Origin of the sequence: Streptomyces sp. NRRL F-525, assembly GCF_000716605.1 — a bacterium.
In the GTDB taxonomy this organism is placed as follows: Bacteria; Actinomycetota; Actinomycetes; order Streptomycetales; family Streptomycetaceae; genus Streptomyces.
Map to the genome: position 1 here is coordinate 1 of NZ_JNXE01000059.1, position 22,228 is coordinate 22,228.

Annotated in this window: 29 protein-coding genes; 12 read left to right on the plus strand and 17 right to left on the minus strand. The window is 69.1% G+C overall.

Features of this window, described 5'->3' with window-relative positions:
• Window positions 1-221 precede the first annotated feature (221 nt).
• The gene (locus tag OO69_RS45655; RefSeq protein ID WP_158713502.1) at window positions 222-692 is read left to right on the plus strand and encodes a hypothetical protein; all 471 of its coding nucleotides are present in this window, start codon (window positions 222-224) and stop codon (window positions 690-692) included.
• A gap of 60 nt (window positions 693-752) precedes the next feature.
• Here the strand turns inward: OO69_RS45655 and OO69_RS45660 are convergent, their stop codons facing one another.
• The 3 genes from OO69_RS45660 to OO69_RS45670 all read right to left on the minus strand — a co-directional run bounded on the left by OO69_RS45660 (window position 753) and on the right by OO69_RS45670 (window position 3,108).
• Window positions 753-1,469: a type II toxin-antitoxin system Phd/YefM family antitoxin gene (locus tag OO69_RS45660; protein WP_158713503.1), complete on the minus strand. Its 717-nt coding sequence runs from the start codon at window positions 1,467-1,469 to the stop codon at window positions 753-755.
• A gap of 158 nt (window positions 1,470-1,627) precedes the next feature.
• Window positions 1,628-2,782, minus strand: a complete 1,155-nt coding sequence (locus OO69_RS45665) for a recombinase family protein (protein WP_078652876.1) — start codon at window positions 2,780-2,782, stop codon at window positions 1,628-1,630.
• On the minus strand, window positions 2,779-3,108 hold the full coding sequence (locus OO69_RS45670) for a hypothetical protein (RefSeq protein WP_158713504.1): 330 nt from the start codon (window positions 3,106-3,108) through the stop codon (window positions 2,779-2,781). The genes OO69_RS45665 and OO69_RS45670 overlap by 4 nt, the downstream gene beginning before the upstream one ends.
• Window positions 3,109-3,408: 300 nt before the next feature.
• Between OO69_RS45670 and OO69_RS45675 the strand changes: the two genes are divergently transcribed.
• From OO69_RS45675 to OO69_RS45685, 3 genes are all read left to right on the plus strand, one after another.
• Window positions 3,409-3,726, plus strand: coding sequence for a hypothetical protein (locus tag OO69_RS45675; protein ID WP_158713505.1), 318 nt, complete (start codon window positions 3,409-3,411; stop codon window positions 3,724-3,726).
• A 69-nt stretch (window positions 3,727-3,795) separates the two neighbouring features.
• Window positions 3,796-4,335 carry a hypothetical protein gene (locus OO69_RS45680; protein ID WP_033286935.1) on the plus strand — a complete coding sequence of 180 codons (540 nt, stop codon included), beginning with the start codon at window positions 3,796-3,798 and terminating at the stop codon, window positions 4,333-4,335.
• Between the two features lie 27 nt (window positions 4,336-4,362).
• Window positions 4,363-4,779 (plus strand): hypothetical protein, encoded by a 417-nt coding sequence (locus tag OO69_RS45685; protein WP_051801769.1) that lies wholly within the window; start codon window positions 4,363-4,365, stop codon window positions 4,777-4,779.
• Between the two features lie 3 nt (window positions 4,780-4,782).
• On the opposite strand, the gene OO69_RS45690 is transcribed toward OO69_RS45685, so the two are convergent.
• The 9 genes from OO69_RS45690 to OO69_RS45730 all read right to left on the minus strand — a co-directional run bounded on the left by OO69_RS45690 (window position 4,783) and on the right by OO69_RS45730 (window position 10,075).
• On the minus strand, window positions 4,783-5,049 hold the full coding sequence (locus tag OO69_RS45690; protein WP_158713506.1) for a hypothetical protein: 267 nt from the start codon (window positions 5,047-5,049) through the stop codon (window positions 4,783-4,785).
• Window positions 5,050-5,092: 43 nt separating this feature from the next.
• On the minus strand, window positions 5,093-5,887 hold the full coding sequence (locus tag OO69_RS49660) for an SAM-dependent methyltransferase (RefSeq protein WP_051801771.1): 795 nt from the start codon (window positions 5,885-5,887) through the stop codon (window positions 5,093-5,095).
• Entirely contained in the window at window positions 5,884-6,327 is a 444-nt protein-coding gene (locus OO69_RS45700) for a hypothetical protein (protein WP_158713507.1), read from the minus strand. The genes OO69_RS49660 and OO69_RS45700 overlap by 4 nt, the downstream gene beginning before the upstream one ends.
• A gap of 229 nt (window positions 6,328-6,556) precedes the next feature.
• Window positions 6,557-7,342, minus strand: coding sequence for an SAM-dependent methyltransferase (locus OO69_RS45705; RefSeq protein ID WP_033286938.1), 786 nt, complete (start codon window positions 7,340-7,342; stop codon window positions 6,557-6,559).
• A complete protein-coding gene (locus tag OO69_RS52265) occupies window positions 7,339-8,163 on the minus strand; it encodes a hypothetical protein (protein ID WP_033286939.1) in 825 nt (274 codons plus the stop codon). Before OO69_RS52265 ends, OO69_RS45705 begins: the two co-directional genes overlap by 4 nt.
• Window positions 8,164-8,279: 116 nt before the next feature.
• On the minus strand, window positions 8,280-8,618 hold the full coding sequence (locus tag OO69_RS45715; protein WP_033286940.1) for a hypothetical protein: 339 nt from the start codon (window positions 8,616-8,618) through the stop codon (window positions 8,280-8,282).
• Window positions 8,619-8,722: 104 nt separating this feature from the next.
• Window positions 8,723-9,157 carry a hypothetical protein gene (locus OO69_RS45720; protein WP_033286941.1) on the minus strand — a complete coding sequence of 145 codons (435 nt, stop codon included), beginning with the start codon at window positions 9,155-9,157 and terminating at the stop codon, window positions 8,723-8,725.
• The gene (locus tag OO69_RS45725) at window positions 9,150-9,458 is read right to left on the minus strand and encodes a hypothetical protein (protein ID WP_158713508.1); all 309 of its coding nucleotides are present in this window, start codon (window positions 9,456-9,458) and stop codon (window positions 9,150-9,152) included. The genes OO69_RS45720 and OO69_RS45725 overlap by 8 nt, the downstream gene beginning before the upstream one ends.
• A 104-nt stretch (window positions 9,459-9,562) precedes the next feature.
• Window positions 9,563-10,075: an ATP-binding protein gene (locus OO69_RS45730; RefSeq protein WP_051801773.1), complete on the minus strand. Its 513-nt coding sequence runs from the start codon at window positions 10,073-10,075 to the stop codon at window positions 9,563-9,565.
• Between the two features lie 349 nt (window positions 10,076-10,424).
• Here OO69_RS45730 and OO69_RS45735 point away from each other — a divergent pair, with 349 nt between their 5' ends.
• Together OO69_RS45735 and OO69_RS45740 are read left to right on the plus strand one after the other, a co-directional pair.
• Window positions 10,425-11,291 (plus strand): helix-turn-helix domain-containing protein, encoded by an 867-nt coding sequence (locus OO69_RS45735; RefSeq protein WP_033286943.1) that lies wholly within the window; start codon window positions 10,425-10,427, stop codon window positions 11,289-11,291.
• Window positions 11,288-11,515 (plus strand): DUF397 domain-containing protein, encoded by a 228-nt coding sequence (locus OO69_RS45740; RefSeq protein ID WP_033286944.1) that lies wholly within the window; start codon window positions 11,288-11,290, stop codon window positions 11,513-11,515. Before OO69_RS45735 ends, OO69_RS45740 begins: the two co-directional genes overlap by 4 nt.
• A gap of 265 nt (window positions 11,516-11,780) precedes the next feature.
• On the opposite strand, the gene OO69_RS45745 is transcribed toward OO69_RS45740, so the two are convergent.
• The 3 genes from OO69_RS45745 to OO69_RS45755 all read right to left on the minus strand — a co-directional run bounded on the left by OO69_RS45745 (window position 11,781) and on the right by OO69_RS45755 (window position 15,452).
• Window positions 11,781-13,811 carry a hypothetical protein gene (locus tag OO69_RS45745; RefSeq protein ID WP_158713509.1) on the minus strand — a complete coding sequence of 677 codons (2,031 nt, stop codon included), beginning with the start codon at window positions 13,809-13,811 and terminating at the stop codon, window positions 11,781-11,783.
• 386 nt (window positions 13,812-14,197) lie between these two features.
• Complete coding sequence (locus OO69_RS52270) at window positions 14,198-14,716, minus strand: hypothetical protein (RefSeq protein ID WP_158713510.1); 519 nt, start codon at window positions 14,714-14,716, stop codon at window positions 14,198-14,200.
• On the minus strand, window positions 14,709-15,452 hold the full coding sequence (locus OO69_RS45755) for a ParA family protein (protein ID WP_158713511.1): 744 nt from the start codon (window positions 15,450-15,452) through the stop codon (window positions 14,709-14,711). Before OO69_RS45755 ends, OO69_RS52270 begins: the two co-directional genes overlap by 8 nt.
• A gap of 221 nt (window positions 15,453-15,673) precedes the next feature.
• Here OO69_RS45755 and OO69_RS45760 point away from each other — a divergent pair, with 221 nt between their 5' ends.
• On the plus strand, window positions 15,674-15,883 hold the full coding sequence (locus OO69_RS45760) for a hypothetical protein (protein ID WP_033286947.1): 210 nt from the start codon (window positions 15,674-15,676) through the stop codon (window positions 15,881-15,883).
• 77 nt (window positions 15,884-15,960) lie between these two features.
• On the opposite strand, the gene OO69_RS45765 is transcribed toward OO69_RS45760, so the two are convergent.
• Both OO69_RS45765 and OO69_RS45770 read right to left on the minus strand, forming a co-directional pair.
• Window positions 15,961-17,016, minus strand: coding sequence for an NlpC/P60 family protein (locus OO69_RS45765; RefSeq protein WP_078652879.1), 1,056 nt, complete (start codon window positions 17,014-17,016; stop codon window positions 15,961-15,963).
• Window positions 16,968-17,492: a helix-turn-helix transcriptional regulator gene (locus tag OO69_RS45770; RefSeq protein WP_078652880.1), complete on the minus strand. Its 525-nt coding sequence runs from the start codon at window positions 17,490-17,492 to the stop codon at window positions 16,968-16,970. Before OO69_RS45770 ends, OO69_RS45765 begins: the two co-directional genes overlap by 49 nt.
• Before the next feature lie 313 nt (window positions 17,493-17,805).
• Here OO69_RS45770 and OO69_RS45775 point away from each other — a divergent pair, with 313 nt between their 5' ends.
• The 5 genes from OO69_RS45775 to OO69_RS45795 are packed head-to-tail and all read left to right on the plus strand — an operon-like array spanning window position 17,806 to window position 22,133.
• Window positions 17,806-18,048 carry a hypothetical protein gene (locus OO69_RS45775; RefSeq protein WP_033286949.1) on the plus strand — a complete coding sequence of 81 codons (243 nt, stop codon included), beginning with the start codon at window positions 17,806-17,808 and terminating at the stop codon, window positions 18,046-18,048.
• A gap of 17 nt (window positions 18,049-18,065) precedes the next feature.
• Complete coding sequence (locus OO69_RS45780) at window positions 18,066-18,356, plus strand: hypothetical protein (RefSeq protein ID WP_033286950.1); 291 nt, start codon at window positions 18,066-18,068, stop codon at window positions 18,354-18,356.
• A 3-nt stretch (window positions 18,357-18,359) separates the two neighbouring features.
• A complete protein-coding gene (locus tag OO69_RS45785) occupies window positions 18,360-19,127 on the plus strand; it encodes a hypothetical protein (RefSeq protein WP_033286951.1) in 768 nt (255 codons plus the stop codon).
• Complete coding sequence (locus OO69_RS45790; protein ID WP_033286952.1) at window positions 19,124-20,689, plus strand: hypothetical protein; 1,566 nt, start codon at window positions 19,124-19,126, stop codon at window positions 20,687-20,689. The genes OO69_RS45785 and OO69_RS45790 overlap by 4 nt, the downstream gene beginning before the upstream one ends.
• Before the next feature lies 1 nt (window position 20,690).
• On the plus strand, window positions 20,691-22,133 hold the full coding sequence (locus tag OO69_RS45795) for an SCO6880 family protein (protein WP_051801776.1): 1,443 nt from the start codon (window positions 20,691-20,693) through the stop codon (window positions 22,131-22,133).
• Window positions 22,134-22,228: the final 95 nt, after the last annotated feature.

Genomic DNA, 22,228 nt, shown 5'->3' on the forward strand with positions numbered 1-22,228 from the left:
AAAACCCGCACCCCACCAACCAGCCCCCCGCCCCCTCGGAGCGAGGGCCGGGGCGTGGGGCAGAGCCCCACAGAAAGACCAGCACCCACCAATCCGCAGCGAACCCACCTCGGCGAGCCGGCTGCCCCCGCTGAGTGACTCTTGGAGGGGCATCCGGCTCGTATGGGTGACGTTCACGGCTCGGCTGCGGTGTCCACTGGGTCCGGCCGTAGGCTTCCCGTGTGCCCAGTCTGAATGAGCTGCAGGCGATGGAGTTGATCACTGCTGCCGCTGCCGCTGCGGTGCTTCCCGCTCATCGCTATGTGGTGCCGGTGGTGTGTCGGATGGCGTCTTTGGATCAGGTGGCCGGGAACAAGGAAATCCTCGGGTGGCTGCTGAGGCTTGTACAGGGTGATGAGGCAGGGATGAGGACCGCGGTCGAGGTGTCCGCCCGGATCCTGGCCGGTAACACCCGTCCTGACGGTCAGGTCGTGCCCGTCGGGTCCGCGGCCGGCGACCCGTTGATGATGCTGGCGTGCGACGCCATCCAGATGACGGTGCGTGGTGATGCCGAGAACGCCTGGGCGCAGCTCAAGCAGCAGCATCCCGCCCGGCGTGCGGCTGTTCTGTCCCTGCTGGTCAACTTCCTTAACTACCAGTTCGCTGGCCTCAACCCCGTCGCGCTCGCAGCAGACGAATGGACCTCGCGGTAACTGATCGGGCGGCTTGAATGGCCTGAGTCGGCCGGAGCGCAACCCCGTCGAACTTCTCGGTCAGAACCGGAGGTCGTCCGGCCAGGGGTCGGTGTCGGGCCGGTTGCCCCATCCGTCGTGGAACGGCGGCTCGGTCGAGTACATGTGCGCGGGCGGACGCCACAGGCGCAACAATGCTTCCGCCACGCTGTCGCCCTCGCCCTGGCCGATCTCGCGGCCGTCCGGTTCCTTGGCGCGTGCGATGTAGCGCTCAGGGATCGGCTCTTGGTCCAGGTCCCCCTCAGGCGTGGTTGAGCCGGGGTGGCCGTAGTCGTGCTCCAAGGTGATGGTGCCACCCTTCCGCAGGAAGGTGTCGATCTCGATGCGTTCGCCGTCGGGCCGCAGGTCGACCAGGGTGAGGGCGGCGACGACGGCGACGACCGGGCGCCGGTGGCGGGTCATGATCTGCGGTGCGCCGTCGGGGAATTGGGTGGCGTCCGCGATCACGTCCGCGAGCTTGGGGCGGGCCGATGTCAGCGGCCACACCGGGCACCGGCCGGGGTCGGCGACCTTGTCCAGGGGGACGATGGCGGCCCACGTCGGGTAGCCGAGGCTCTGCGTCGTATCCATCGTGACCAGGGTGATCGCGCCGTCCTCGGCTGCGGCCACGAGCCGGCCCCAGCGGTTGCGTGCTTCCTCCACGCCGATCGGCGCGCCCCACTGCTCGACCAGTTCCTTGTACCGGGGCGGCACGCAGGCGGGCACGCTGGTGGGCTCTACGCGCTCTGTCTCTTCCATACCCAAACCGTAAGGTGCCTTACGCATATTACGTAAGGTACCTTACGGAGATTGGCCGGATTGCGACGGCTCGTTGACCTAGCTCCTCGGAGCGAGGGCCGGGACGTGGGATGACGTGCCCACCCCACCACCCACCGATCCGCGGTGCTCCCGCCGACTCAGACGTGCGGCGCCCTGGGAACGTCGTCCCACGTCATGAGGTTTTCCAACATGGGCCACTCGCCGAACGGGATGGGGGCCATGGCCAGGTTGTCCCTCACAGCCTCGTCCACGGAGCATGGTCCGCAGATCGTCACGTTCCGTTCGGTGACGATCCGGGAGGCGCCGCCGATATCGCCCTCGAACTGGGTGAGCGGGCCGTGGCACCGGGGGCAGCGTTCGGCGGGATCCTGCTGGTTCATGGATCGGGACTCGCTTCTCGTAGTTGGTGCTTGCTGCTGGTTCGGCCGACCCGCGTCTGCGGTCCCGGCAAGGGCCGCCACGGCGGCGGCCTGGTCGTGCTGCTCGAATGCGCGGTACAGGGTCGACCGCTTGATGCCGAGTGCTGCCGCGATGGCGGGTACGGGCTCCTCGCGGTCCCGGCGGGCGAGTGCTGCGGCGAGCTGATCGGCGCTGACCGCTCGGGGGCGGCCTCCTCGGCGGCCCTTCGCGTGGGCGGTCTCCAGTCCGTCCATGGTCCGCTCGTGGATGAACTCCCGCTCGATCTCGGCGAACACCGCGACCACGACGAACAACACCTTCCCAGGGCCCTGGGGGTCGTAGATGCCGGCGAGAGGTCCGCTCAGGATCTCCAGCCGGTTTCCGAGGTGCTGGATGTCCTGTGCGGAGACGATCAGTTCGATCATGTTGCGGCCGAGGCGGTCTAGCCGCTGGACCGTGAGGATGTCGCCCGGCCGGAGGGAGTTCCGGGCCTGTACGTACTCGGGCCGGGTCGGCTGCCGGGTGCTGATCACCTCGTCGAAGATCCGCACGCACCCGGCCGCGCGGAGCGCGCGTACCTGGGCCGTGAGGTCTTGGCCGCGTCGGCTGGCTCTCGCGTACCCGATCCGGTCGCCGGTTCGCTCGGCGGCGGCCTCCGTGATCTCAGGGGTCGGTCCGGGCTGCCACGGTTGCCCCGGGCGCCGGTCGACGGGCACCCGGACCGCCGGGCCGGACCGCAGCTTGGGGAGTCCTGCGTACCGGCCGGTGTGGTAGACGGTGGAGACAAGCCCGGTGTGGGTTCGGCAGGGCGAGCCGGCTGGCACTTCGCATCGCGGGCAGGGCTGACGCTCGATCTGCTCGGCCGGTGCCATCTCGTCCGAGGCGCCACTCATCGCGGCCCCATTAGCTGCCGATCCGCCAGGTAGCGGCCCGATTCGGTGTAGCCGAGGCGTTCCAGCTCCCACACCGTCCAGTCTCGGCGGGGTTCCCGGCGCTCGGCCGTTCCCGTGAAGATCATCATTTCCAGGCGGCTCAGAACATCGCCGACGTGGATATCAGAGGCGTCCGCGCTGAACGTCAGCATGCTCGCAAGGGCGTACGGGGTGAGCCTGCCGGTATGCGGGTTGACGTCGCCGGGACTGTTCGGCTGTTCCATCCGCCAGATTGCGCGTAGCGCCGCCTCACGCAACCCAGCCAGCATCGCGGCGTCTTGCGTCACCTTGGCCCGTCCGTACCTGCGGACGTCTGCGCGCCGCGCCACAGCCAATGGGTCCTTCGGGTCTTCTTTGCTGGGGCGCCAAAACATCCTGGGTCCTTTCGTCGGGAGGGCTGTCCCAAAAACGTATCCCATTTCGTGCGCGGCAGAGGAGGTTTTGGGACAGGTTTCGGGACGGATATCGGTGAGTTCCGGCGCCACTCGGCCGGCGTCCCGAAACCGATCGTTTCCGGGACGCCTTAGCGTGTGCACGCTAAACCGATCCGTTCCGTGCCTTCCCGCCGAACGCCTCGTTGTCCGGGCGTGACCACGAAAACGAATGCGACCTTGCCGGTTGCGTGGGTGCAGTGCAGCGCGTGCCAGGGCTCGACCCGGGCCGTGTTGACGGCCGACCCGGTGGCGCCGATCATGGACGCCGGCGCTGAGCACGTCCGCGAGGCACACCCCGGCAAGAGTGCCGCCAAGATCCTCGGGTTTCTCACCGGTCACGCCTGGCTCGTCGACGGCGCCTCGCCAGATGACCCCGCCGGTTGGCTGGAGCTGTGGAACGCGGCCTACCCGCCCGACTTCGGGCCCGGGATGCCCCAAGCCGCAACGGAGAACGGCCGTACGGCCGTGTAGGCCGCGGTTCCCGGCGGGCGTCACCGTACGCCTTCGGGGCTGTGACCCGGGCCCCGTACCGTGGAGCGCGTGACTCAGACCAGCGGAGCCGAGGGCACGGCCGCGCACGCCGAGGCGGAAGCCGAACTCATCGGTCACCTGCGGTGGCAGGCCGATACGACACCCGCGCGGCCGGGCTGGGCTCACTCCGGCCTGGCCGCGCTGCTGCTGGCCCGCGGCCGGCTGTTCGTCCCGGCCTCCTGGCCGGGAGACGGGCCTCCGCCCGGGGAGCCGGGCCGGTGCTACGTCGAATCGGTCTCCTGGGCCTGGGCCTCGTCGGGCGAGTTCGCCTATGTGGAGGGCCTGGCCTGGGATGTCGCGTGGGCCGTCGAACACGCCTGGTGCGCCGGCGCCGACGGCCAGGCCCGGGATCTCACCTGGCCAACGCCCGGACGGGCCTACCTGGGCTTGCCCGTCGATGCCGAGTACGCGGCCCGCACGATGGGCGACCGGGCCGGGCCGCTGCTGTACGGGGCCGTTGGCATGGCCTCGGAACTGGCCCGGGACTGGATGCGCGACGACGTCCCGGCCGGGCTCCTGGTCGACGTCGGCCGCCCCATCCCGGCCTAGCGGGCCTCGACGGGTACATGTACCGGTATGCGGGTGCGCTGGTCGGAGGTGGAGGAACGGGCTCGGGCCGTGGTCGCCGAGTACGGCGGTGAGGTCACGCTCCGCCAGTGCTGGTACCGGCTGATCTCGGCGGGAGCGCTGCCCAACCGGGCCTCGATGTACCGGCGCCTCTCCTCCCACCTGGCGCGGGCTCGCCGGGAGGGACAGTTCCCGGACCTGGTGGACGCGCTACGGGAGATCCACCAACCCCCGGCGTACGCGGACGTGGGCGAGCTGCTGGCAGCGGTACCCGACCTCTTCCGCCTCGACCGCACGGCCGGCCAGGCGGAAGCCCTGTGGGTCTGCGCGGAAAAGGACACGCTGAGGGTGCAACTCTCCGGCTGGCTCGGGCCGTTGGGTATCCCCGTGCCCTGGCAAGAACCACAGTGCTGTCAAAACTCGTGAACATCACCCGACCGTGGATCGGGGTGCCTCCCAAACCCGTGAACAACTGCTGTCGCTACCCGTGAACAAAGCCAGTCCGGCCTCCTCGGCAGCGTTCGGGTCGCGGCCCGCGAGCGCCACCGTCAGCCGCGGATCCGTGCGGGCCGCGATCCAGACGTCGGACAGGTCCAACCCCAGGCCCCTAGCTGCCTCGTCCGGAGCGCGGCCGTGGCGCAGCTCCGTGACGAGTAGGGCGCGGGCCTCGTCGGTGAGCGGCGCTGGTCTGGTCATCTGCGCCACCCTACGAACCGCACGCCCGCTCGGCGACCTTCCCCTACAACTGGTGGGGGGCGACGATTCCCGTCATCAGCTCGGGCCCGGTGGACTCCTTCACCCGCTCGGGGTGGATCGTCCGCAGTCCGTGCTGAACGGGGGGCTGACAGACCAGCGTGCGTAACGCAGGGTGCAGCGCGGTCAGTTGCCCGAGGGTGCGCATCTGCCCCCATCGTCCGCCGGCCACGCTGTCCATGGTCAGGGTGATCAGGCGGGCGGTGGCGGGGTCCGCACACGCCGCGGTGGTCACGATGACCGCACTGTCCCGCGCGAGGCCCGAGAGATCGCGCAGGAGACGGGCGGCTGCGGTGTCGCTCAGGCAGTCCAGTACGCCGGAGAGAACGACGGCGACCGGCTCGCCGAGGTCGAGGTGCCCGGCCACGCCCGGGTCATCGAGGAGTCCGGGCTTTTCGAGGTCCCAGGGCACGACCCGCGCGCCGGCGGGCTCGTCGAGAACAGCACGCGCGTGCCCGAGGACGATCGGATCGTTGTCGCAGTAGACGGTCCGGGCCTGCTCAGGCTGCCGCGTCTCGACGATGTCGTGCAGGTACGGCGGCCACCCCGGGAAACCTGAGCCGAGATCGAGGACCTGACAGATGCCGCCGGGGTCGCTGGCGAGGCTGTCCAGGACGTCACGGACAAAGAGGCGGGCCGCCGTGGCGTGGAAGGAGGCGAGAGGGTAGACCCCGATGAGCTTCTCGGCGGCGCCCCCGTGGGCAAAGGGAAGGTGGGAGTACCCATCGAGGAGAACGTCATGGATACGCGCGTTGGTAATCCGGTCGGCGTCGTCGCTCATCGCGCGCCCCGCGCGGGCTCACGGACGATACGGGCATTGTCCGGCAGGACATCACGCAGGCTGTCGGGGATGCTGCCCATCATCCAGTAGGGGCCGGATTCGATGACCGTGGCGGTGGGGTCGTCCAGCAGCACGTAGTACAGCGTGCCGGGACCAGCGGAACTCTCGCCGATCTCCGGCGGCGGACCCTGCTCGGGGGTCCACGTCATGTAGTGGCGGCCACCGGCTCGCACGATACGGCGGCCGTCGTCGTCCCGGTCGCCGAGCGTCCTGTATCTGCGGCAGGTCCGCCACCAGTCGCACGAGTAGCAGACCTGATCCCGCCGCATCCGGGCGCCGATCCCGTGAATGGGCTCGCTGCCGTCCGGGCGCCCGCACAACGTGCACGACACCACCCTGCTGCCCGCGTCTGCATCCGTGTCGGGTGACTCGATCGTCATGAACTGTCTTTCACTCAAGGGAAGTTGGGATCCGGCGAGGGTCTCCCTCATGAACTTCCTTTCGCTCAAAGGGAGTTGGGATGCATGTTGGTGCCCGCCCTGGACAACCGGCAGGGCGGGCACCGGCCGCAGAGCGGCGCCCCGAAGGAGGCGGAGAGGCCCTGCGGCGGCCGACCCCACGGCGTCCGGTCGCCGTACGAAAGGGGCCGGGGTCGGCGGACTGGGCCACTCAGTCCGCCGGCTCGCCGTCCGCGCCTGAGGTTTCACTCGGCACGGCGGGGGCGGCGAGGTCGAGGAGCGCGGTAGCGAGCTGCGGCTCGTCGGTGTCCGTACAGCTCAGCCCCGAACTCAGCGCGGGATGAAGGGACTTGACGGCCTCGGGGGTGCGTAGCCGCGGCCAGACTCCGGGGGCGGCATGGTCCATCGTCCGGGCGATCCGATCGGCCCGCCCGGCGTCACGGCACACCGACGTCGCCAGCACCAGGACACTCCCGGGCGCGAGGACGGGCAGCTCGTCCAGGAGCCGGGTGACGGCGGTGTCGGTGAGGTGGTCCAGCAGCCCGGAGGCGATCACCACGACCGGCTCGTCCACGAGATTGAGATGGCTCTGTACGACGGGGTGGGCCAGCAACCCGGGCGTGCCCGGGTCGGCGTCGATCACGCGCACCCCGGGCGCCTCGACCAGCATCATCTGTGCGTGGGCGAACACCATCGGATCGTGGGCGCAGTAGACGATCCGGGCCAGGGGCTGACGCTGCATGAGGAACGGGTGCCACCAGTACGGGCGCCAGGACGGCAGCGGGCACCGCAGGTCGAGAAGCTGGTGGGCGCCGTCGCGGGCGAGCTGGCGAACGGCGCCCCGTACGAACTCGTGGGCGGCGATGACCCGTTCGTCGGCGGCGAGGTCGACCCGCAGCAGCGCGTCAGCGGCCCGGCGGTCGGCGGGATAGTGGTCACTGCCCCCTATCAGGCGGTTCTCGATACGGGCGCTCGTGGGCCGGGTGGCGTCGATCACCGCACACCACCGGACCCGCCCACCACCGCGAGATCGACGCCGTGCGGCACCCCGCTGGACGGATCGGAGGCGTCCGCCCGCAGTTTGGCGGTCAGCGCACGCCCGATGGCCTGCAACGGGGTAAGGCCGTCGTCGATGCGGCGCATGACCTGCTGCTGCCACTCCACCGGGAGGGTGGACAGCACATTGCGCAGGGTGCCGGCGATCCTGGGCACCGTCCCCGGAGGCCTCTCGCCCTTATCCCCCCGCCCTGCGACAGGCGGAGCCTCCTCGCCCCGGTCCGCCTGCTGCTCGACGCCGGACAGGGCCGCTTCCAGCCGGGCGCCGCCGCCCGGACGGGGCAGTCGCGGGATGAACGCGGCCAGCGCAGACAGAAGCCGTTCCTCGGCCTCCTCGGGCGGGGTCAGCTCGTGCAGTACGCGGGCCTGCCACCCCGGGCCCAGCCTCCGGTAGCCATTGAGGCGGGACTGAGCCAGCTGATCCCGGCACCGGCGCTCGGCCACGACTCCGGAGTCCTCCCCGGCGGCGAGAGCGGCGAAATACCGGCACTCGTCCCTCACCGGCGCCAAGCGCTCGGCGCCCTCCGACTTCAGCGCGAGCGGGCCGTATCGCGCCAGGGTCTCGCCCTCCCCAACCAGCGTGTACAGGTCGGCCCGCTCCAGCAGCGTCAACCCCCGCCACCGTCCGGACAGCACGCGGTAGAGGTGGAGGGGCGCGTCCCGGGCGGCGTCGATGACGGCGGTAGCGGGGTGCTGCTCCCACGCGTCCAGGACGCGCAGCGCCTCGCGGGCGGCGCGCATCGGGTCGGCGGCACTCTCCATGACGAATCCTCCAGTGATCGGTGTGAAGGGGTGCGCCCCCGCCCGCTCGCCCCGCTCAAAGCGGGCGGGCGGGGGCACGGCGCAGGCCCGCGTCGGGGGAGGCGCGGGCCTGCGGTCTAGAGGCCGTGGCGCGAGACGAGGAACGGCCGTCTGACCGTCCATCCCTCGCCGAGTACGGCCAGATCGGCGCAGAGACAGCGAGACGGGCCGGCCGCTTCCCCGGGCCTGGTCATGCCGCGCAGTACGGCGGCGGTGAAGCGGTCGATGGTGTCCACCGGGTGGAGTCGACAGGACAGCGACACGGCGTGGACGGTCACTCGGCCATCAGCAAGTACGACGGTGACGGCGATACGGTCTCCGCCGTACGACTCGATCGCCTCGGCGACCAAGGCCCGGGTCCGCGTGGTCAGCATCTCGGCGGCCTTCTCGGGCACGGCCCACGCGGCGAGCGTCACGCCTACGTTCCATGCCGCGCGGCGTGGTGTGTCCGGGTCGGCCGTGGCGTAGTGGCGTGTGGCTCGCTGCCGGGTCGGCGTGGGCGCGCACTGCGCCGTGCGCGTCACCGTGGCCGGCCATGGTGCGTGCTGCCGCTGTACTCGCCGGTCTGCGGGTCGCGCGAGTTCACCGTCAGAATGACGTGCCACTCCCACAGGCCTTCGACCGATCCGGGCACCCTGGCCAGGTTCAAGGCCTGGATCTCCAGCATGGGAGCTTCCCGCGCCAGGTCGGCGGCGGCTTGCAGCGCGTCGGCCGCTGTATCGCCGGCGCACACGAGCGCGGTGTGTGCGCTCACCGTGATGTCACTGGACGGATTGAGTGCCGAGACGACCTGTACCGCCGACCCGGCCGCCTGGATCGTCCGCACCAAATCACCCGCGAACGGGGGCGCCGACTGCCGGGCCTTCTCGACTGCCGCCCCCCGTTGACCACCAGGGACAGCGGGCAGGTGCTCGCGTCCTTCGCCGGCCAACTCGTGTCCGCTCTGGTCATCCATGAGGTTCCTCGTCGTGGTCTCGGTATGCCATGGGTCCCTGCTCGTGCTCCTGGTGCTGGTCGACGGCTGGCGACGGCAGCACGCGAACGGTGTGTATGCCGTCGACCGTCTCGACCTTCACGCCGTACCCGCGTCTCGTCTCCAGCGCGGCCACAGCCTCGGCGTAGACGGGGGCCAAGCCCTCCGCGAGCGGGGCGACGGCGGCCGGGTCCAACAACCAGGTGGCGATGCCGTACGCGCGGCCGAGCAACCAGCACGCGGCAGCGTGGGAAGCGCCGGTCAGATACTCGTTGGCCAACAAGATCGGTTCGTCACGCCTGGGAACGTTGATCGCGTGTTCACAGCGGTATCGCTGGACCACCGGGGCTCGCCGCTGGGCCAGTTCACGGGGCTTTTCCGGGCACGTCAGCACGTCGTCCCCTCTTCCCGCTGCGCGGGCAGGCGTACGGCGGCGTATACCGCGTTGATGCCACGGTGCGGGTAGTGGCCCCACTCGTCGGCCAGGGCCTCGACCAAGGCGAGCCCGCGGCCTCCCTCTTCGTCCAGGTCGGCCACGCGGGGGGCGAACGACTGATACCGCCCGCTGTCCAGAACGGTGACGACTGCTCGGCCCGCCGTGATGGTGACGATCAACCTGAACGACCGGCCGCGGGAGTGCCGAACAGCGTTGGTGACCAACTCCGACACGATGTGCTCGACAATCGCAATCTGATCGCCGGGCACCCCCCACTTGCCGAGGTGGTTGCTGGTGTAGTGGCGGGCGGTGGCCGGGGATCGCAGGGACTCCGCAGACAGCGAGATCGACTGACGACGGCCGCCTTCGCCGCGACGGTCGGCGGCGTGCGCCGTGTCGGGCCCGTTCCCCTGGGAAGGCGCCACAGACAGGCCGCTGCGGTGGTCACGGGGGCGGTACGTCATGCCCGACCTCCTCGGCAGCAACGCGCGCCCGACTGCGGTTCGGATGGCGGCACCACGCCTAAGACAGTGCTGACCAGGTTCGTTCCGGTGGTCTTGTGTCCTTTTGGCGGCATGGGCGCACTCCAGTCCCACGCGTGGCGCCCTGATCACGGACGGCTACAGCGCGTGTCTATGGGACTCTAGAGTCTCCCATAGAATTCCATGGCGCAATACTATGGCGGAATTCCATGGACATGCTCGGCTGCTAGCGAGAGGGCAAACCACCATGTCCGCACGCCCCCGGCCCAATAGGGCAGACTGGTCGCAGGCAATTCCACGACTAGGACGGCGGAGGGGAAGGCGGCAGAGGATGACCACGGACGGCCCCACTACGCTGCGCAAGCGCCTCGGCGCCGACCTGCGGAAGCTGCGCGAGCGAGCCGACATGGACCAAAGCCAAGCGGCCACGCACCTTGACTGCGCAGTGTCCAAGATCAGCAGGATTGAGCAAGGTCACGGAAAGTCGGTCGTGCGGGAGCGCGACGTACTTGATCTCCTTGAGCTGTACGGCGTGACCGACATGGACGTACGTAAGCAGATGCTGGAGATCCGCCGCCTGGCCTCCTCCCCCGGCTGGTGGGAACAGAGCGACGTCGAGAGGGCCCTTCCTGTTGACCTCGGCCCGTACGTTGGCCTTGAAGCCGATGCCCGCAAGGTGCAGGCGTGGGAGTCCACTTACGTTCCGGGACTGCTGCAAATCACGGAGTACGCCCGCGCGGTCCTGTCCAGCGGTGGTGATCGTTCGGCGAAAGAAGTGGACCACCTGGTGGCGGTCCGGGAGAAGCGGCAACACCGTCTGAACGACGCCGGGTTCGAGCTTTGGGCCGTCGTGGATGAGTCGGCGTTGCGCCGGCCAGTCGGCGGGCCGGAAGTCATGCGCGCACAGATCAACCACCTCAGGGCCACGTCTGACCGGGCGAATGTCACTGTCCAGATCATTCCAATTTCCAAGGGCGCGCATCCCGGGATGCGCGGGTCCTTCACGCTACTGGAGTTCGGGGCGGGTGACCCGAAAATCGCCTACGTGGACGGCATGGGCGGGAATCTCCTTATGGAGAAAGAAGCGCAGGTTAGACCACTCGCTCAGGTCTTCGACCGCCTAATGGCGGTCGCACTAGATCCCACGGAGTCCGCGGCACTCCTGTCACATCTCGCCGCCAAGGAGCCGACCCCATGAACACGCCAACTCCGCCCCGTGTAGACGTCACGGGGCTGCACTGGATAAAGGCGCGAGCCAGCAGCGACAACGGCGCCTGCGTGGAACTCGCCTCCGCCCCGAACGGTTGGGTGGCCCTACGCGACAGCAAGGACCCCGAGGGCGGCATCTTGATGTTCACCCGAGAGGAGATGGCCGCGTTCGTCACTGGCGCAAGCGCTGGGGACTTCGATCACCTGATCTGACACAGTTTGAACGCGGTGGAGGGGTCAACTCGGAAAGAGTCGGCCCCTCAGTGGCTTTTCGGACTACTAGAACCGGGGGCCTCCCGTACCGGGATGTGTCCCACACTCAGATGCCAGTACTCGCAACGTCCCCCTCCCTCGACCGGCCATTTCTGGCGTGCACACGCTAAATAGGGGACTTCGACACCGTGTTGCCTGCACACGAGAGGGGGCACCCCCGTGGGGGGTGCCCCCTCTCGTGTGCAGTGGTGTGCTGCTAGGGACGTCAGACCGTGAGGGGCGTCCGGTCGGCTGTGCGCTCATGTGCGGCGCCTTGTGCGGGCAGTGCAGCCGCCGTGCGCCGCGCCAGTTCGGCGCGGAAGTCGCCGAGCCACCTTCGGGCGGTCGACGTGTCGCGCTCGTCGCCCGCGAGTTCAGCATCGGTTGGCTCGACACCCTGGGTGGAAACCTTGTGCAAGTACAGATCCCACCCGCGCATCTTGGGCTCGCTCGTCCACCGGGGGGGCTCGTACGGCGTCGGGTCGGTCAGGGCATCCATCAGGTGATCCCTGGCGTTCTGGAGCGCGACCGTGGCCGCCCGGCGGGTCTCCTCGGCCTTCTGGGCCTCCGCGAGCGTGCGCTCGGCCTGCTCCTTGGCCCGGCGTGCGGTCCCCTCGGCCTCCTGGGCTTCGCTCGTCAGCCGCGCGAGGGCGGCGACCTGGCGGTCGTGCTCGTCCGCGAGCTGCTGTGTCTGCCCCTGGATCGTCCGGGCCTTCGCCTGAAGAGCCTCGACCTGCTCGGCGGCCCGCTGCACCTCGTCCCGGGCAGCGCGCTGCCGACTCATGGCCTGCTGGGCTTCGGTGCGTGCGCCCTCGGCCTCGCGTCGGCGCTCCCCCGCCTCAGCCTCGGCCTTCTGGATCGCGTTGCGCAGGTCGTCAAGCTGGCGTGAAAGCCGGCGGTGCGTCTCCTCGTCGGCGGTCGCGGCGGTGCGCAGGCTGGACGCCTCCTTGCCCAACTCCTCGACGTGGGCGGAGAGTTGCCCGCGTCGCTCGTCAGCCTCGTCCGCGAGCCGGGTAGCTGCTGCGGCACGCTCCACGGCGGCCTCTGCTTCCTTCCCGGCCCGGGTGGCGGCTTTCTGAGCCTCGGTCATCAGGGCCTCGGCGGCAGCGCGCTGCTCGGCAGCGCTGGCCTCCACCTCGGCCGCCTCCTCCTGGACGGCCGCGAGTTCCGCACGCGCCTGGTCGCGGGCCTCCTCGGCCTCCTTCTGCTGCTTCTGTGCCTCGGCGGCGGCGGCGCCTGCTGAGATGGCCTCGACGCTGGGGACGATCGCCAGTTCTTCGAGTAGCCGCACGATCGCCATGGGGTCGTGCACGTCCATGCGCGCCAGGTCGATGACACGGCCGCGGGTTGCAACGGCACGGGCGAGCGTGAGCTGTGCGGGAGTGTCGCCGGCAATCCCCGCCGCGTCGATGGCCCGCTCTGCCTTGCCCTGCAAGTCGTCCACCCGGCGGCTGGCTGCGGCCCTCTTTCGACCGGCAGGTGTCTGGTCCCTGGCGTCCAACGCGCTCTTCAGCTCATGCAGGGAGGTGGCGGCCCTCCGGATGCGAGCCTCGTGGTGAATGAGCCCGTCCTTGGCCTTGGCGTCCCATCCGAGCCCGGCGAACACGGCGGCCCACACGCGCGTGTAGGCGATCTGGACCAGCCGGACCAGGCCGGGGTTCGCGTCGTCTGGATCTGCGTCCACCTCGTTGGCAGACATCCGCTTGTGAAGCTCGAACTCGATGAGTTTCGCCGAGATCACCGGAACGGCAGCAAAGACGCCCGTTGCCCACAGGTTGCCGGGTGCGTGCACTGCGTTCATGGTGCTGCTGGCCGCGACCAGGGCCCATGCCATGCGTCGGGTCTGCCGCATGGGGCGCGTCCATGCCGACTCCACGGCCGCCGAGCGGTACAGGGAGACGAAGCACGTGATCTCGGCCAGGTCGAAGATCGCCATGATCGGCACAGCCCAGTACGGGGCGAGATCCATGGTCTCGGTGGCGAAGCCGTAGAGGCCGTAGAGCGACAGGACCATGCCACACGCGCCGAGCGCGGCGAGCGGGCCGGCTGCCGCGACGGTCTGCCGTACCTCGCCCGCGTCCGCAGAGCCAACGGCCTGCGGACGGGCCGGAACTGCTGGGATCGCTCTGCGGGCCCGCCGGAGCCGGGCGTACATGACGGCAAGGGACAGGGCCGTGGTCGCCGTCGCGGCGGCCCACAGGGCCCAGTCGGGCACCTGGTGGACGGCGTCCGGGATCGTCAGTTCGGGCAGCGTCATCACACGTCACCGCCTCGTCCAGCAGTACCGCTGACGGTGCGCGGGGCCGTACTCTGGTCTCGCATCGGGGTCCTCCTCGATCGTCCGACTCCGGGGTCTGCTGCCAGGCCGGCCCGGAGTCGTTTCACGTTTATGCACGTATAAATGCGTGATATTCAGCCGTTCACCGAGCATGCGGTTGTGCCGGTAGAACATCACTGCACGGGGCTGCATCGTAGCTGCACAGGCGCACAAGGGGGGCGCACTAAAGCGAACACCCTCCGCCCTGCGGTGGACAGTTTCACATTTATACATGCATAAACGCAAGGAGGTGGACGCGCACAAAAGTGTACGCGTCCACCTCCTTGCACGTGGCCGCACTGGGTGTTGCACAGCCCTGCCCGCGCCTACTTACGGGGACGCCCCCGCTTGCCTGTCGACTGCACAGGGCCGCCCAGCTCCCGCACTACGTCGCTCGGCGTCATCTCTTCAGCGAGACGCCGCAGTGCCAGGCGGAGGACCGCCGTGTGGGGGATGCGTTCCTGGCGCGAGGCTCCGGCTTCGGTCACCTGCCACAGAAAATCCTCATCAGGCGGGTCCGGGTAGAAGGGGATGGCCTTGGGGCGCGGCCGTGTACCACCGCGCCGTTCCTCCTGCGGCGGGTCCGCCGGCGGCTCCATCTGCCCCCTCCCATGCGTCTTTTCTCCCACTGCGGCTGCGGCAGCGGCAGTGGCTGCCGCCTGGGCCTTGGCCTCGGCGTCCTTGCGCTGCTGGCGTTCCAGCCGCTCCGCCTCCCGCTTGGCCGCTCGTTCCTCGGGGGTGGGACGGCGGCCTGCGGTACGTGATCCGCCGGGGTTGCGTCCCCTTCTGCGGCGCTCTGCCTCGTCGTCCAGCGCGTCGGCCGCAGATCCACCGCCGTCACTCATAGTTGATCACCGCCTCAACCAGGGCGTCCATGGAGCTGACGAACCGCTCGGCCTTCTTCGGCACGGGCGCCGACGAAATGGCGACGTTCAGGCGGCGCTTAGAGAGCCACCTCTCGTTATGGACGAGGGGCCCGGTCTGGTGCCCGTACCGCTCAACGATCGAACGGAACTCGGTGCGTGCCCAACCAGGCGGGCTGTCGACCTTGTTGGGCGTGATGATCAGCGGGTATTCAGCGAGTTCGTCCACCATGCCGGACAGGGCGTTAAGGCTCTCCTTGACCAGGACGGCCGGAACGACGACGACGTCTGCCTCGTTCAGCGCTCCGTACGTCAGCTCACAGCCTCCGGGGTGGGTGTCCACCACCAGCGGCCTGCCAAGCTCCTTCGCCCATCGTCCCAGGTGGTCTGACACCTCGTCGCGTGGCGGCTGCTCGTGGACGAGCTCCGGATACGAAGGGATGAGATCGGCCCTGCGTGCACCGATATTGGGCCGCGGGGTCGACATCTTCTCGAACGCGACCTGAAGGGGATAGTTCGCGTACCGCTCGTGGCGGTAGCCCATCGAGCGCGAGCTACAGCCCATGTCCCAATCGAAGTCGACCAGGACGGCATCGAGCAGGAACGCCAGCTCGCGGGCGAACGTGCTCTTGCCGTCGCCCCCCTTGTACGCGGAGGCCGCGACGATCGGCGGCCGACCGTCTCGCCCGCGCTGCCACTCCAACAAGCTTTTAGACATGCACGACATTATGCGGGCATATATCCGCCGTGCCTATGCACACTCCAAGCCAGAACGCGCTACTCTACATTTATGCATGTATAAATGCATGCAAGGCAAGTCTCTGAACTGCACAGATGAGGGACCGGGCTGGCACCCGGCCCCTCATCTTCACTCGCTCGGCCTGTGGGAACGGATTGCGTCTCGTCGTCCGCAGGCCTTGGATCCTTGGAGGATCTGGCATGACTGTACGTGGTGGATCGACGCTCGCGGCTGACCTGCCGAAGCAGGATGCGACTACCGAGGCAGACGGGGGACCGGGTGCACCGGCGGGCGGCTGGGCGATCCTGCCGCCACTGAAGGCGGACGACCTGGTGGCACTGGTCGACGCGATCAACGTCCCCGGGCTGCCTGCCTTCTTCGTGGACTGGACGGCGGCCACGCTGCGCTGACTCCCGTCCGGCCCGAGGAACGGAATGCGGCCCTAAACCCACGGCGGGTGTAGGGCCGCATTCTTAGCATGTACACGCTAAGCCGGTCGAGTGGCGCCGACCAGTCCGCCCGAGCGGTAGAGCTTGACGATCTGCACGTTCTTGCCGGTCCTGGGCGCCTCGATGATCATGCCGCCGCCGTAGTACATGGCGACGTGGTAGGCGTCGCTGCCGCTGCCGGTGTGCGAGTAGAAGATCAGGTCGCCGACCTGGAGCGCGTCCATGCTGACGGGATGCGAGGCGGTCGCGGTGTACTGGTCGGCGGCGGTGCGGGGGAGGTGGGTGGTCGACCACCACGCGTTTTGAGTGAGGCTGGAACAGTCGAATCCCGAGTGGGTCGCCGCGAAGCAACTCCCGTTGAGATAACCGTTGTTGCCAGAGCAAAAGCCCTGCGAGGGCCCTTCTGGGGTCCCGCCTCCCCACACGTACGGCAGTCCCAAGTAGGTGGAGGCCTTCCGGGCGGCGTCGGCTCCGGAGCCGGAGCCCGCGACGGCCGGCGCGATGGTGTCCACCCACGCGGCGGCCCGGTCGATGATGTCGTGCACGTAGTTGTAGGTCTGGCCCGCCGCGAACGACTCGGGCGGGACTCCCTGGTACTGGTCGACCCGCCCCCATCCGGCGTTGTAGCCGGCCAGGGCCAGGGCCACGGAGCCGCCCGGGTATCCGCTCTCCTTGGCCCGCTCGATGAGCGCACACATCATCCGGCCCTCTGCCATGACCGCGTCGCCGATGTCGAAGGGGGAGGCGGTGCCGCTGCCGTCGTCGTCGCGTCCCCACGTCCCCCATGTGGAGTCGATGAACTGGGCCGGACCCTTGGCCGTGCCGCTGCTGGTCTCTGGCCCCACGGCGGCGGCGTCGAAATGGCTCTCCTGGTAGATCTGGGCGGCGATGAGCGCGGGCGACTCGTCGGCGCACAACCCGCCGGCCTTCGTCACCCAGGGGAGGAAAGCCGCGGGGACCTTCCCGGCCTTGATGCCGGTCGCGCTGGCCGCCGAGGCGGACGAACCTCCCCCCACGGCTGCAACCCCGATGACGCTCGCCAGGATCAGCCCTCCGACTGCTGCGGCGGCTCCGGCTGCGAGCTTGGCGGGCACGCTGTCCCTCCCCTTCGTCGTGTTCGTCGCGGCTTCTTCTTGATCTCCGTGCGCCGTGCCTCCCTGCCGGCCTCCCACGCGGCCGTCCACTCCGGGGGACTGACCTGGTAGGCGACCGCCCACCGTGCCGTGTCGCGCACCCCGTACACCCCCGCCTCGACCCGGCTGACCATCTGGCCGCTTACGCCGATGACGTCGGCGGTCTCCCGCTGCGTCCGTCCCGTGCGCCGCCGTAGCTGGTTGAGCGTCGGCGTTGCCTTCCCGACCGGAGAGAGCCGGTCGACCGGGACGGCCAGGGCCTCGGCCAGGCCGTGCAGTACCCGGGCCGAGGGGACCCTCTTCCCGGTCTCGGCCGCGCGCACCGTCTCGGGGCTGACCCGGGCGAGCAACGCCAGCTCAGCGCGGCTGAGTTGGGCCTTTTTTCGCAGGTCCGCGAGCACGTCGGGCCGGAACACTCCGGGAGGTTTTGCGCTCATCCATCGCCAACTTTTATAAGTAGTTTCTACGAGTAACTCATGCTAGCCTCTCAGTGATGATCCGTATTCCGCAAGTAACGAGGGGGACGTGATGGCGCGTCACGCTCCCGCCCCACCGACCGCTCCACAGCACGGACTTGCCGTGATGGGAGCGCACGGAGGGGCGGGAATCTCCACGGTCGTGCGTCTGCTCGACCCTCAAAGCCAGGGCTGGGCAACGGAGTTGTCCCCTGGGCAACACCTGCCCCAACAGTTCATCCCGGTAGTGGTGACACGATCAACCGCTTATGGGTTGCACAAGACGCAGGATCTTTTGAACCACTGGCACCCGAGCGTCCCGAGGCCGTACCTGGTCGTCATCCGTGACGCGCCGCTGCGGCCTCCCATGCCGGTCCGCTACCGGCTACGGACCCTGGCCCCGAAAACCCTGGGCATCGCGCACGTGCCGTACCTCTATCGCCTCCGGACGGTGGACGACACCGCCGAGGCACTGACGGACGCTCCGGTGTCCAGGGCCGCCCGCGAATTGCGGGTCGCCCTCGGCTTCTCCGACTGATGGAAGGAATCCCCTTGATGTTCGATCCCCACCACCTGACGGTCCTGGCGGACACTCTCCCCAACCCGGGCCCCAAGGCCCCTCCCGGGATGGGCAAAACGTTCTCAGACTGGATTTCGTGGGGCAAATACGTCGGGATGTTTGCCGGCGTGATGGGGTTCATCGCCTGCGGAATCATGATGATGATCGGCCGCCGCAACCGCTCCCACCTGAGCGCGGAGGGCGCCGGCGGCCTCGTCTGGGTGATTGCGGGCATCAGCACCGTGACGCTCTCGGTCGGCATCGTCACCGCGATGATGGGCGGCTGACCGATGACCCTCGATCTGCAACGTGCGGCGGCCCGGCGCATGCGCCGGCTGCTGTTCGCCGCTGGCGGCGTGATCGTGGTCCTGGCCGTCGTCGTGGTCGCTCTGGTGGCCAACAACGGCGGCGGTTCCACATCCGCCGCCCCCGGTCCGTCCTCGTCGGCGGCGCCCTCGTCGTCCTCCTCGGCCTCGCCGCTGCCCACACAGTCCTCGGACTCCGGATACGTCGCCCCGACGAAGTGGGCGAACCTGCCGACCGGCCGGGGCAAGAAGGACGGCTTGCCCGTCCAGTTCGGGCACACCCCCGAGGGTGCGGCGGCGGCGGCCGTGGCCAGTGTCCGCTACGGATGGAGCTGGGACCCGGACGCGGCCGCGACGGCGGCGACCGTGTACGCCGTACCGGCCGAGGCCTCCGACGTGGAGGAAGCGGCCCGGCAGTCCACCGCGAGTTCGCGGCTGAGCGCGGGCGTCCCCGGAACGGGTGCTCTCCCCTCGGGCGCCCACATGAACGTGTTCGTCATCGGGGTGCAGTGGACGGCGAAGAGCGCCGACGAGGTGGCGGTGTCCGTCCTCGCCCGGGTCGTCTACACCCCCGGCAGCGGTACGGCGGAAAAGACGCAGTTGCTCGGCACCACGAACACCTACGTGTGGACCGCGAACGACTGGCACTCCAAGACGGGCGCCCCGCAGACCAGCCCCGATCCGTCCGATCTGGGCACCGCCGGTTTCAACAGCGCCGGCTGGTCCGCGATCCAGGAAGGCGACACCCGATGAGAACCCTCCTGCGGGGTCTGTTCGTCGCCGTGGTCCTGGCGCTGCTGGTGCCTGGCGCCGCCCCGGCCATGGCCGCGGCTCCCGCCACCGTCACGCCCGCTGTGGCGCCCGCCGTCGTACCGGCGGTGGCGGACGCCGTACCGGCGTCTGTTCCCGCTGGGCCGCCCACTATTGACGGGTGGTGGGATGTGGCATGCAACCTTCTGCTGACTCCGTCTCTCGGCACTACCGGGGCTACGGCCTGTGTCGCCGGAAAGATCGTTGCACCAAATGCCGGAAAGGAGATTTCTTCCGCCCTGGCGAACACCGTCATCAAACCGATGGCTGACGGCATGACGGAATTCGTTACCCAGATGCTCAAAACCGGTCTCACCTGGTGGCTGACGACTCCGAGCATTCAGGTAAAGAACTCCGGAGTCACGGAATCCGATACAGGGAAGATGCCTGACGGATCGACAGTCACTTTCTCCCTGCAAGCAATTATGCTCGGCCTCGGCCAGATGATCGCCGTCCTTCTGGTGATCATGCAGGGAATCCGGGCCATGATCCAACGTAAGGGGAAGCCGCTGGCCGACGCGCTACAGGGCTTGGTCATCAATGCACTGGTCTGCACGTTGGGCATCACGGTCATCGACTCCCTGCTGGTCGCATCGGACCAGCTCACAGCGGCAATCATCAACGTCGCGTTCCACGGCGACGCCAAGTTGACCGAGCGCGTGGTGGCCATGCTCCTGCCGCAGGCCTTCAATCCCATGGGCCTTCTGATCATCGCGTGCGTCGTCTTCCTGATCGGTGGCGTGCAGTTCGTAATGAACTTCCTCCGGCAGGCGTCAATCCCGATTCAGGCTCTGCTGCTACCGGTTGCAGGCTCGGGACAGGTCGGCGGAGAGAAAACCAAACAATGGTTCCCTAGGCTCTACACCAGTATCGTCGTCGTCATCGCCTATAAACCCGTTGCCGCACTGATCATTTCGGCCGGGTTCGTTGAAATCGCCAACGGAAACGACTTCATCGACTGGTTCCGGGGGATAGTCACCCTGACCCTGTCTGTTATCGCGCTGAAATACCTGATGGCGATTGCCGCGCCGCTGGGTGCGGCAGCGGCCGGGGCTACTGGCGGCGGATTCTCCAACGCCCTGGCGGCGGCCGGTGGCATGGCCGGGCTGATCGGCGGGAGCGGCAAGGGCGGCGGCGGAGGATCCCCGACGACCGCCGCGAACCACGCACAGAACATGGCCAAGGGCGCAGGCCACCCCGCGATTACTGCGGCGCAGGCGGCCAAGGGGGCCGTGGACGCGGCCGGCTCCACCATGGGCGGCGGCGGTGGCGGTGGCCAGGAAAGCGGCATCCCCCAACAGGGCGGCGGCAAGGGGCAATCCGCCGGCAATGGCCAGGGCCAGGGCCAGGGTGGGGGCGGCGACTCGGTTCCGACCTCGGACGGGCCCAACGGACCCAGAAACTCGGGCGGCTCAACCACGCCCACCAACGGCGTGAAGATCTCCTACCGCGCTCCCGAAGCCGGAAACGGTGGCCAAGGTGGCCAGAACAACGGAGGGAAGTAGCATGTCGACCACCGAACAACCTGCCCGCCTCTACGGCGGGTGGCGCCGGTCCCGATCACTCGGGATCGGCCTGCTCAACGGCGGACAGACGGTCGTCATCGTCGCCGCCATCCTCGTACCCATCTTCTTCGCGAACCTGCTGGGACTGCGCACCCTCCTGGTGTCGGTACCGCTTGCCCTGGTGGTCATCGTGCTGGCCTGCTGGCAGCGGCACGGCATGCCGCTGCTGGACCTGGCCGTGGGCCGGATGCGCTGGCAGTGGGCGGCCTGGCGGGCAGAGACCAGCTACCGGGGCCTGTACCAGCCCCACCCCAAGGCCCTGGACCTGCCGGGCGTCCTCGCGCCGACCAGGCTCCTGGCGGTGGAGGACTCCAACGCGGGGCGGGCCGGACTGGTGTGGAATCAGTCGACGGGCCAGATGGCGTCAACGCTGCTGCTGTCGCCGGGCGGCGCACTGCTGGCCAACCGCGCGCAGGTGAATCAGAACGTGACGAGCTGGGGGAACACGCTGGCCTCACTCGCCAATGAGGACTCCGTGGACGCCGCCACGGTCACACTCCAGATCACCCCGGCGTCCGGTGCCGCCCTGGGCGACCACGTACGGGGGAGGATCGACAACCAGGCGCCGGACCTGGCCAGGGCGACGGTGAACGAACTCGTCAAAACCTCCCCGCGTGCCTCCGCTCAGCTCTTTGCCTGGCTCACCCTCGTCACCTCACCGGGCCGGGCAACCGATCGCCCCGGCTCCCCGGAGGAGGCGGCGGCCGAGACGCTGCGGCGCCTCGACGGCGTCGACCTGACCGGAGTGGGCGCGGACGTGCTCCGCCGGGCCACGGCCACAGACATCGTCCGCCTCGTGAGAGGCGCCTTCCATCCCGAGGACGCGGACGCCGCCGAGGCGGACATGGAAGCGCTGACCTGGGACCAGGCGGGGCCGATCGCTGCCGAGGAAGGATGGACGGACTACAGGCACGACGGCGCCATGTCCGTGTCGTGGGTACTGCGGGAGGCTCCCCGCAAGCCGGTGACCTACGACGTTCTGTTGCCCTTGATGACGCCGGGCCGGTTCGTACGGCGGATCACCCTCGGGTACCGCATCCTGCCGACCGAGGAAGCCGCGGCCGTCGTGGAGCGCGAGCTGAACGCCTCCGACGCACGGGAGGAGTACCGCCGTCGCTCACAGCGCACCACCACCCGCCGCGAGCGGGCCGACGCTGCTGCCGCCGACCGCAACGCGGAACAGGAAGCGTACGGGGCCGGGCTCGCACAGTGGACGATCCACATCACCACGACCGTGACCAACCCGGCAGATCTCCCCGCCGCACAGCGGGAGGTCGAACAGATCGCGAAGCGCGCCGGCGGCCTGCGCTTCCGGTACGCCTACGGCGGCCAGTCCGCCGCGTTCGTCGCGGGCCTGCCGGTCGGCGTGCACCCGCTCGCCTGACCCAACCCCACGAAAGGAACCGATGACCAGGCGAAAGAACCGTCCGGCAGACGACGCACAGCGGTCCCGGCGTTATGAGGACGCCGGGACCGCCG

Coding starts and splice junctions, on each gene's coding strand:
- OO69_RS45660 (WP_158713503.1), bottom strand. CDS start 1,469: ATGGAAGAGACAGAGCGCGTAGAGCCCACCAGCGTGCCCGCCTGCGTG.
- OO69_RS45665 (WP_078652876.1), bottom strand. CDS start 2,782: ATGAGTGGCGCCTCGGACGAGATGGCACCGGCCGAGCAGATCGAGCGT.
- OO69_RS45685 (WP_051801769.1), top strand. CDS start 4,363: ATGCGGGTGCGCTGGTCGGAGGTGGAGGAACGGGCTCGGGCCGTGGTC.
- OO69_RS45690 (WP_158713506.1), bottom strand. CDS start 5,049: ATGACCAGACCAGCGCCGCTCACCGACGAGGCCCGCGCCCTACTCGTC.
- OO69_RS49660 (WP_051801771.1), bottom strand. CDS start 5,887: ATGAGCGACGACGCCGACCGGATTACCAACGCGCGTATCCATGACGTT.
- OO69_RS45700 (WP_158713507.1), bottom strand. CDS start 6,327: ATGACGATCGAGTCACCCGACACGGATGCAGACGCGGGCAGCAGGGTG.
- OO69_RS52265 (WP_033286939.1), bottom strand. CDS start 8,163: ATGGAGAGTGCCGCCGACCCGATGCGCGCCGCCCGCGAGGCGCTGCGC.
- OO69_RS45720 (WP_033286941.1), bottom strand. CDS start 9,157: ATGGATGACCAGAGCGGACACGAGTTGGCCGGCGAAGGACGCGAGCAC.
- OO69_RS45730 (WP_051801773.1), bottom strand. CDS start 10,075: ATGACGTACCGCCCCCGTGACCACCGCAGCGGCCTGTCTGTGGCGCCT.
- OO69_RS45735 (WP_033286943.1), top strand. CDS start 10,425: ATGACCACGGACGGCCCCACTACGCTGCGCAAGCGCCTCGGCGCCGAC.
- OO69_RS45740 (WP_033286944.1), top strand. CDS start 11,288: ATGAACACGCCAACTCCGCCCCGTGTAGACGTCACGGGGCTGCACTGG.
- OO69_RS45745 (WP_158713509.1), bottom strand. CDS start 13,811: ATGACGCTGCCCGAACTGACGATCCCGGACGCCGTCCACCAGGTGCCC.
- OO69_RS52270 (WP_158713510.1), bottom strand. CDS start 14,716: ATGAGTGACGGCGGTGGATCTGCGGCCGACGCGCTGGACGACGAGGCA.
- OO69_RS45755 (WP_158713511.1), bottom strand. CDS start 15,452: ATGTCTAAAAGCTTGTTGGAGTGGCAGCGCGGGCGAGACGGTCGGCCG.
- OO69_RS45760 (WP_033286947.1), top strand. CDS start 15,674: ATGACTGTACGTGGTGGATCGACGCTCGCGGCTGACCTGCCGAAGCAG.
- OO69_RS45770 (WP_078652880.1), bottom strand. CDS start 17,492: ATGAGCGCAAAACCTCCCGGAGTGTTCCGGCCCGACGTGCTCGCGGAC.
- OO69_RS45780 (WP_033286950.1), top strand. CDS start 18,066: ATGTTCGATCCCCACCACCTGACGGTCCTGGCGGACACTCTCCCCAAC.
- OO69_RS45785 (WP_033286951.1), top strand. CDS start 18,360: ATGACCCTCGATCTGCAACGTGCGGCGGCCCGGCGCATGCGCCGGCTG.
- OO69_RS45790 (WP_033286952.1), top strand. CDS start 19,124: ATGAGAACCCTCCTGCGGGGTCTGTTCGTCGCCGTGGTCCTGGCGCTG.
- OO69_RS45795 (WP_051801776.1), top strand. CDS start 20,691: ATGTCGACCACCGAACAACCTGCCCGCCTCTACGGCGGGTGGCGCCGG.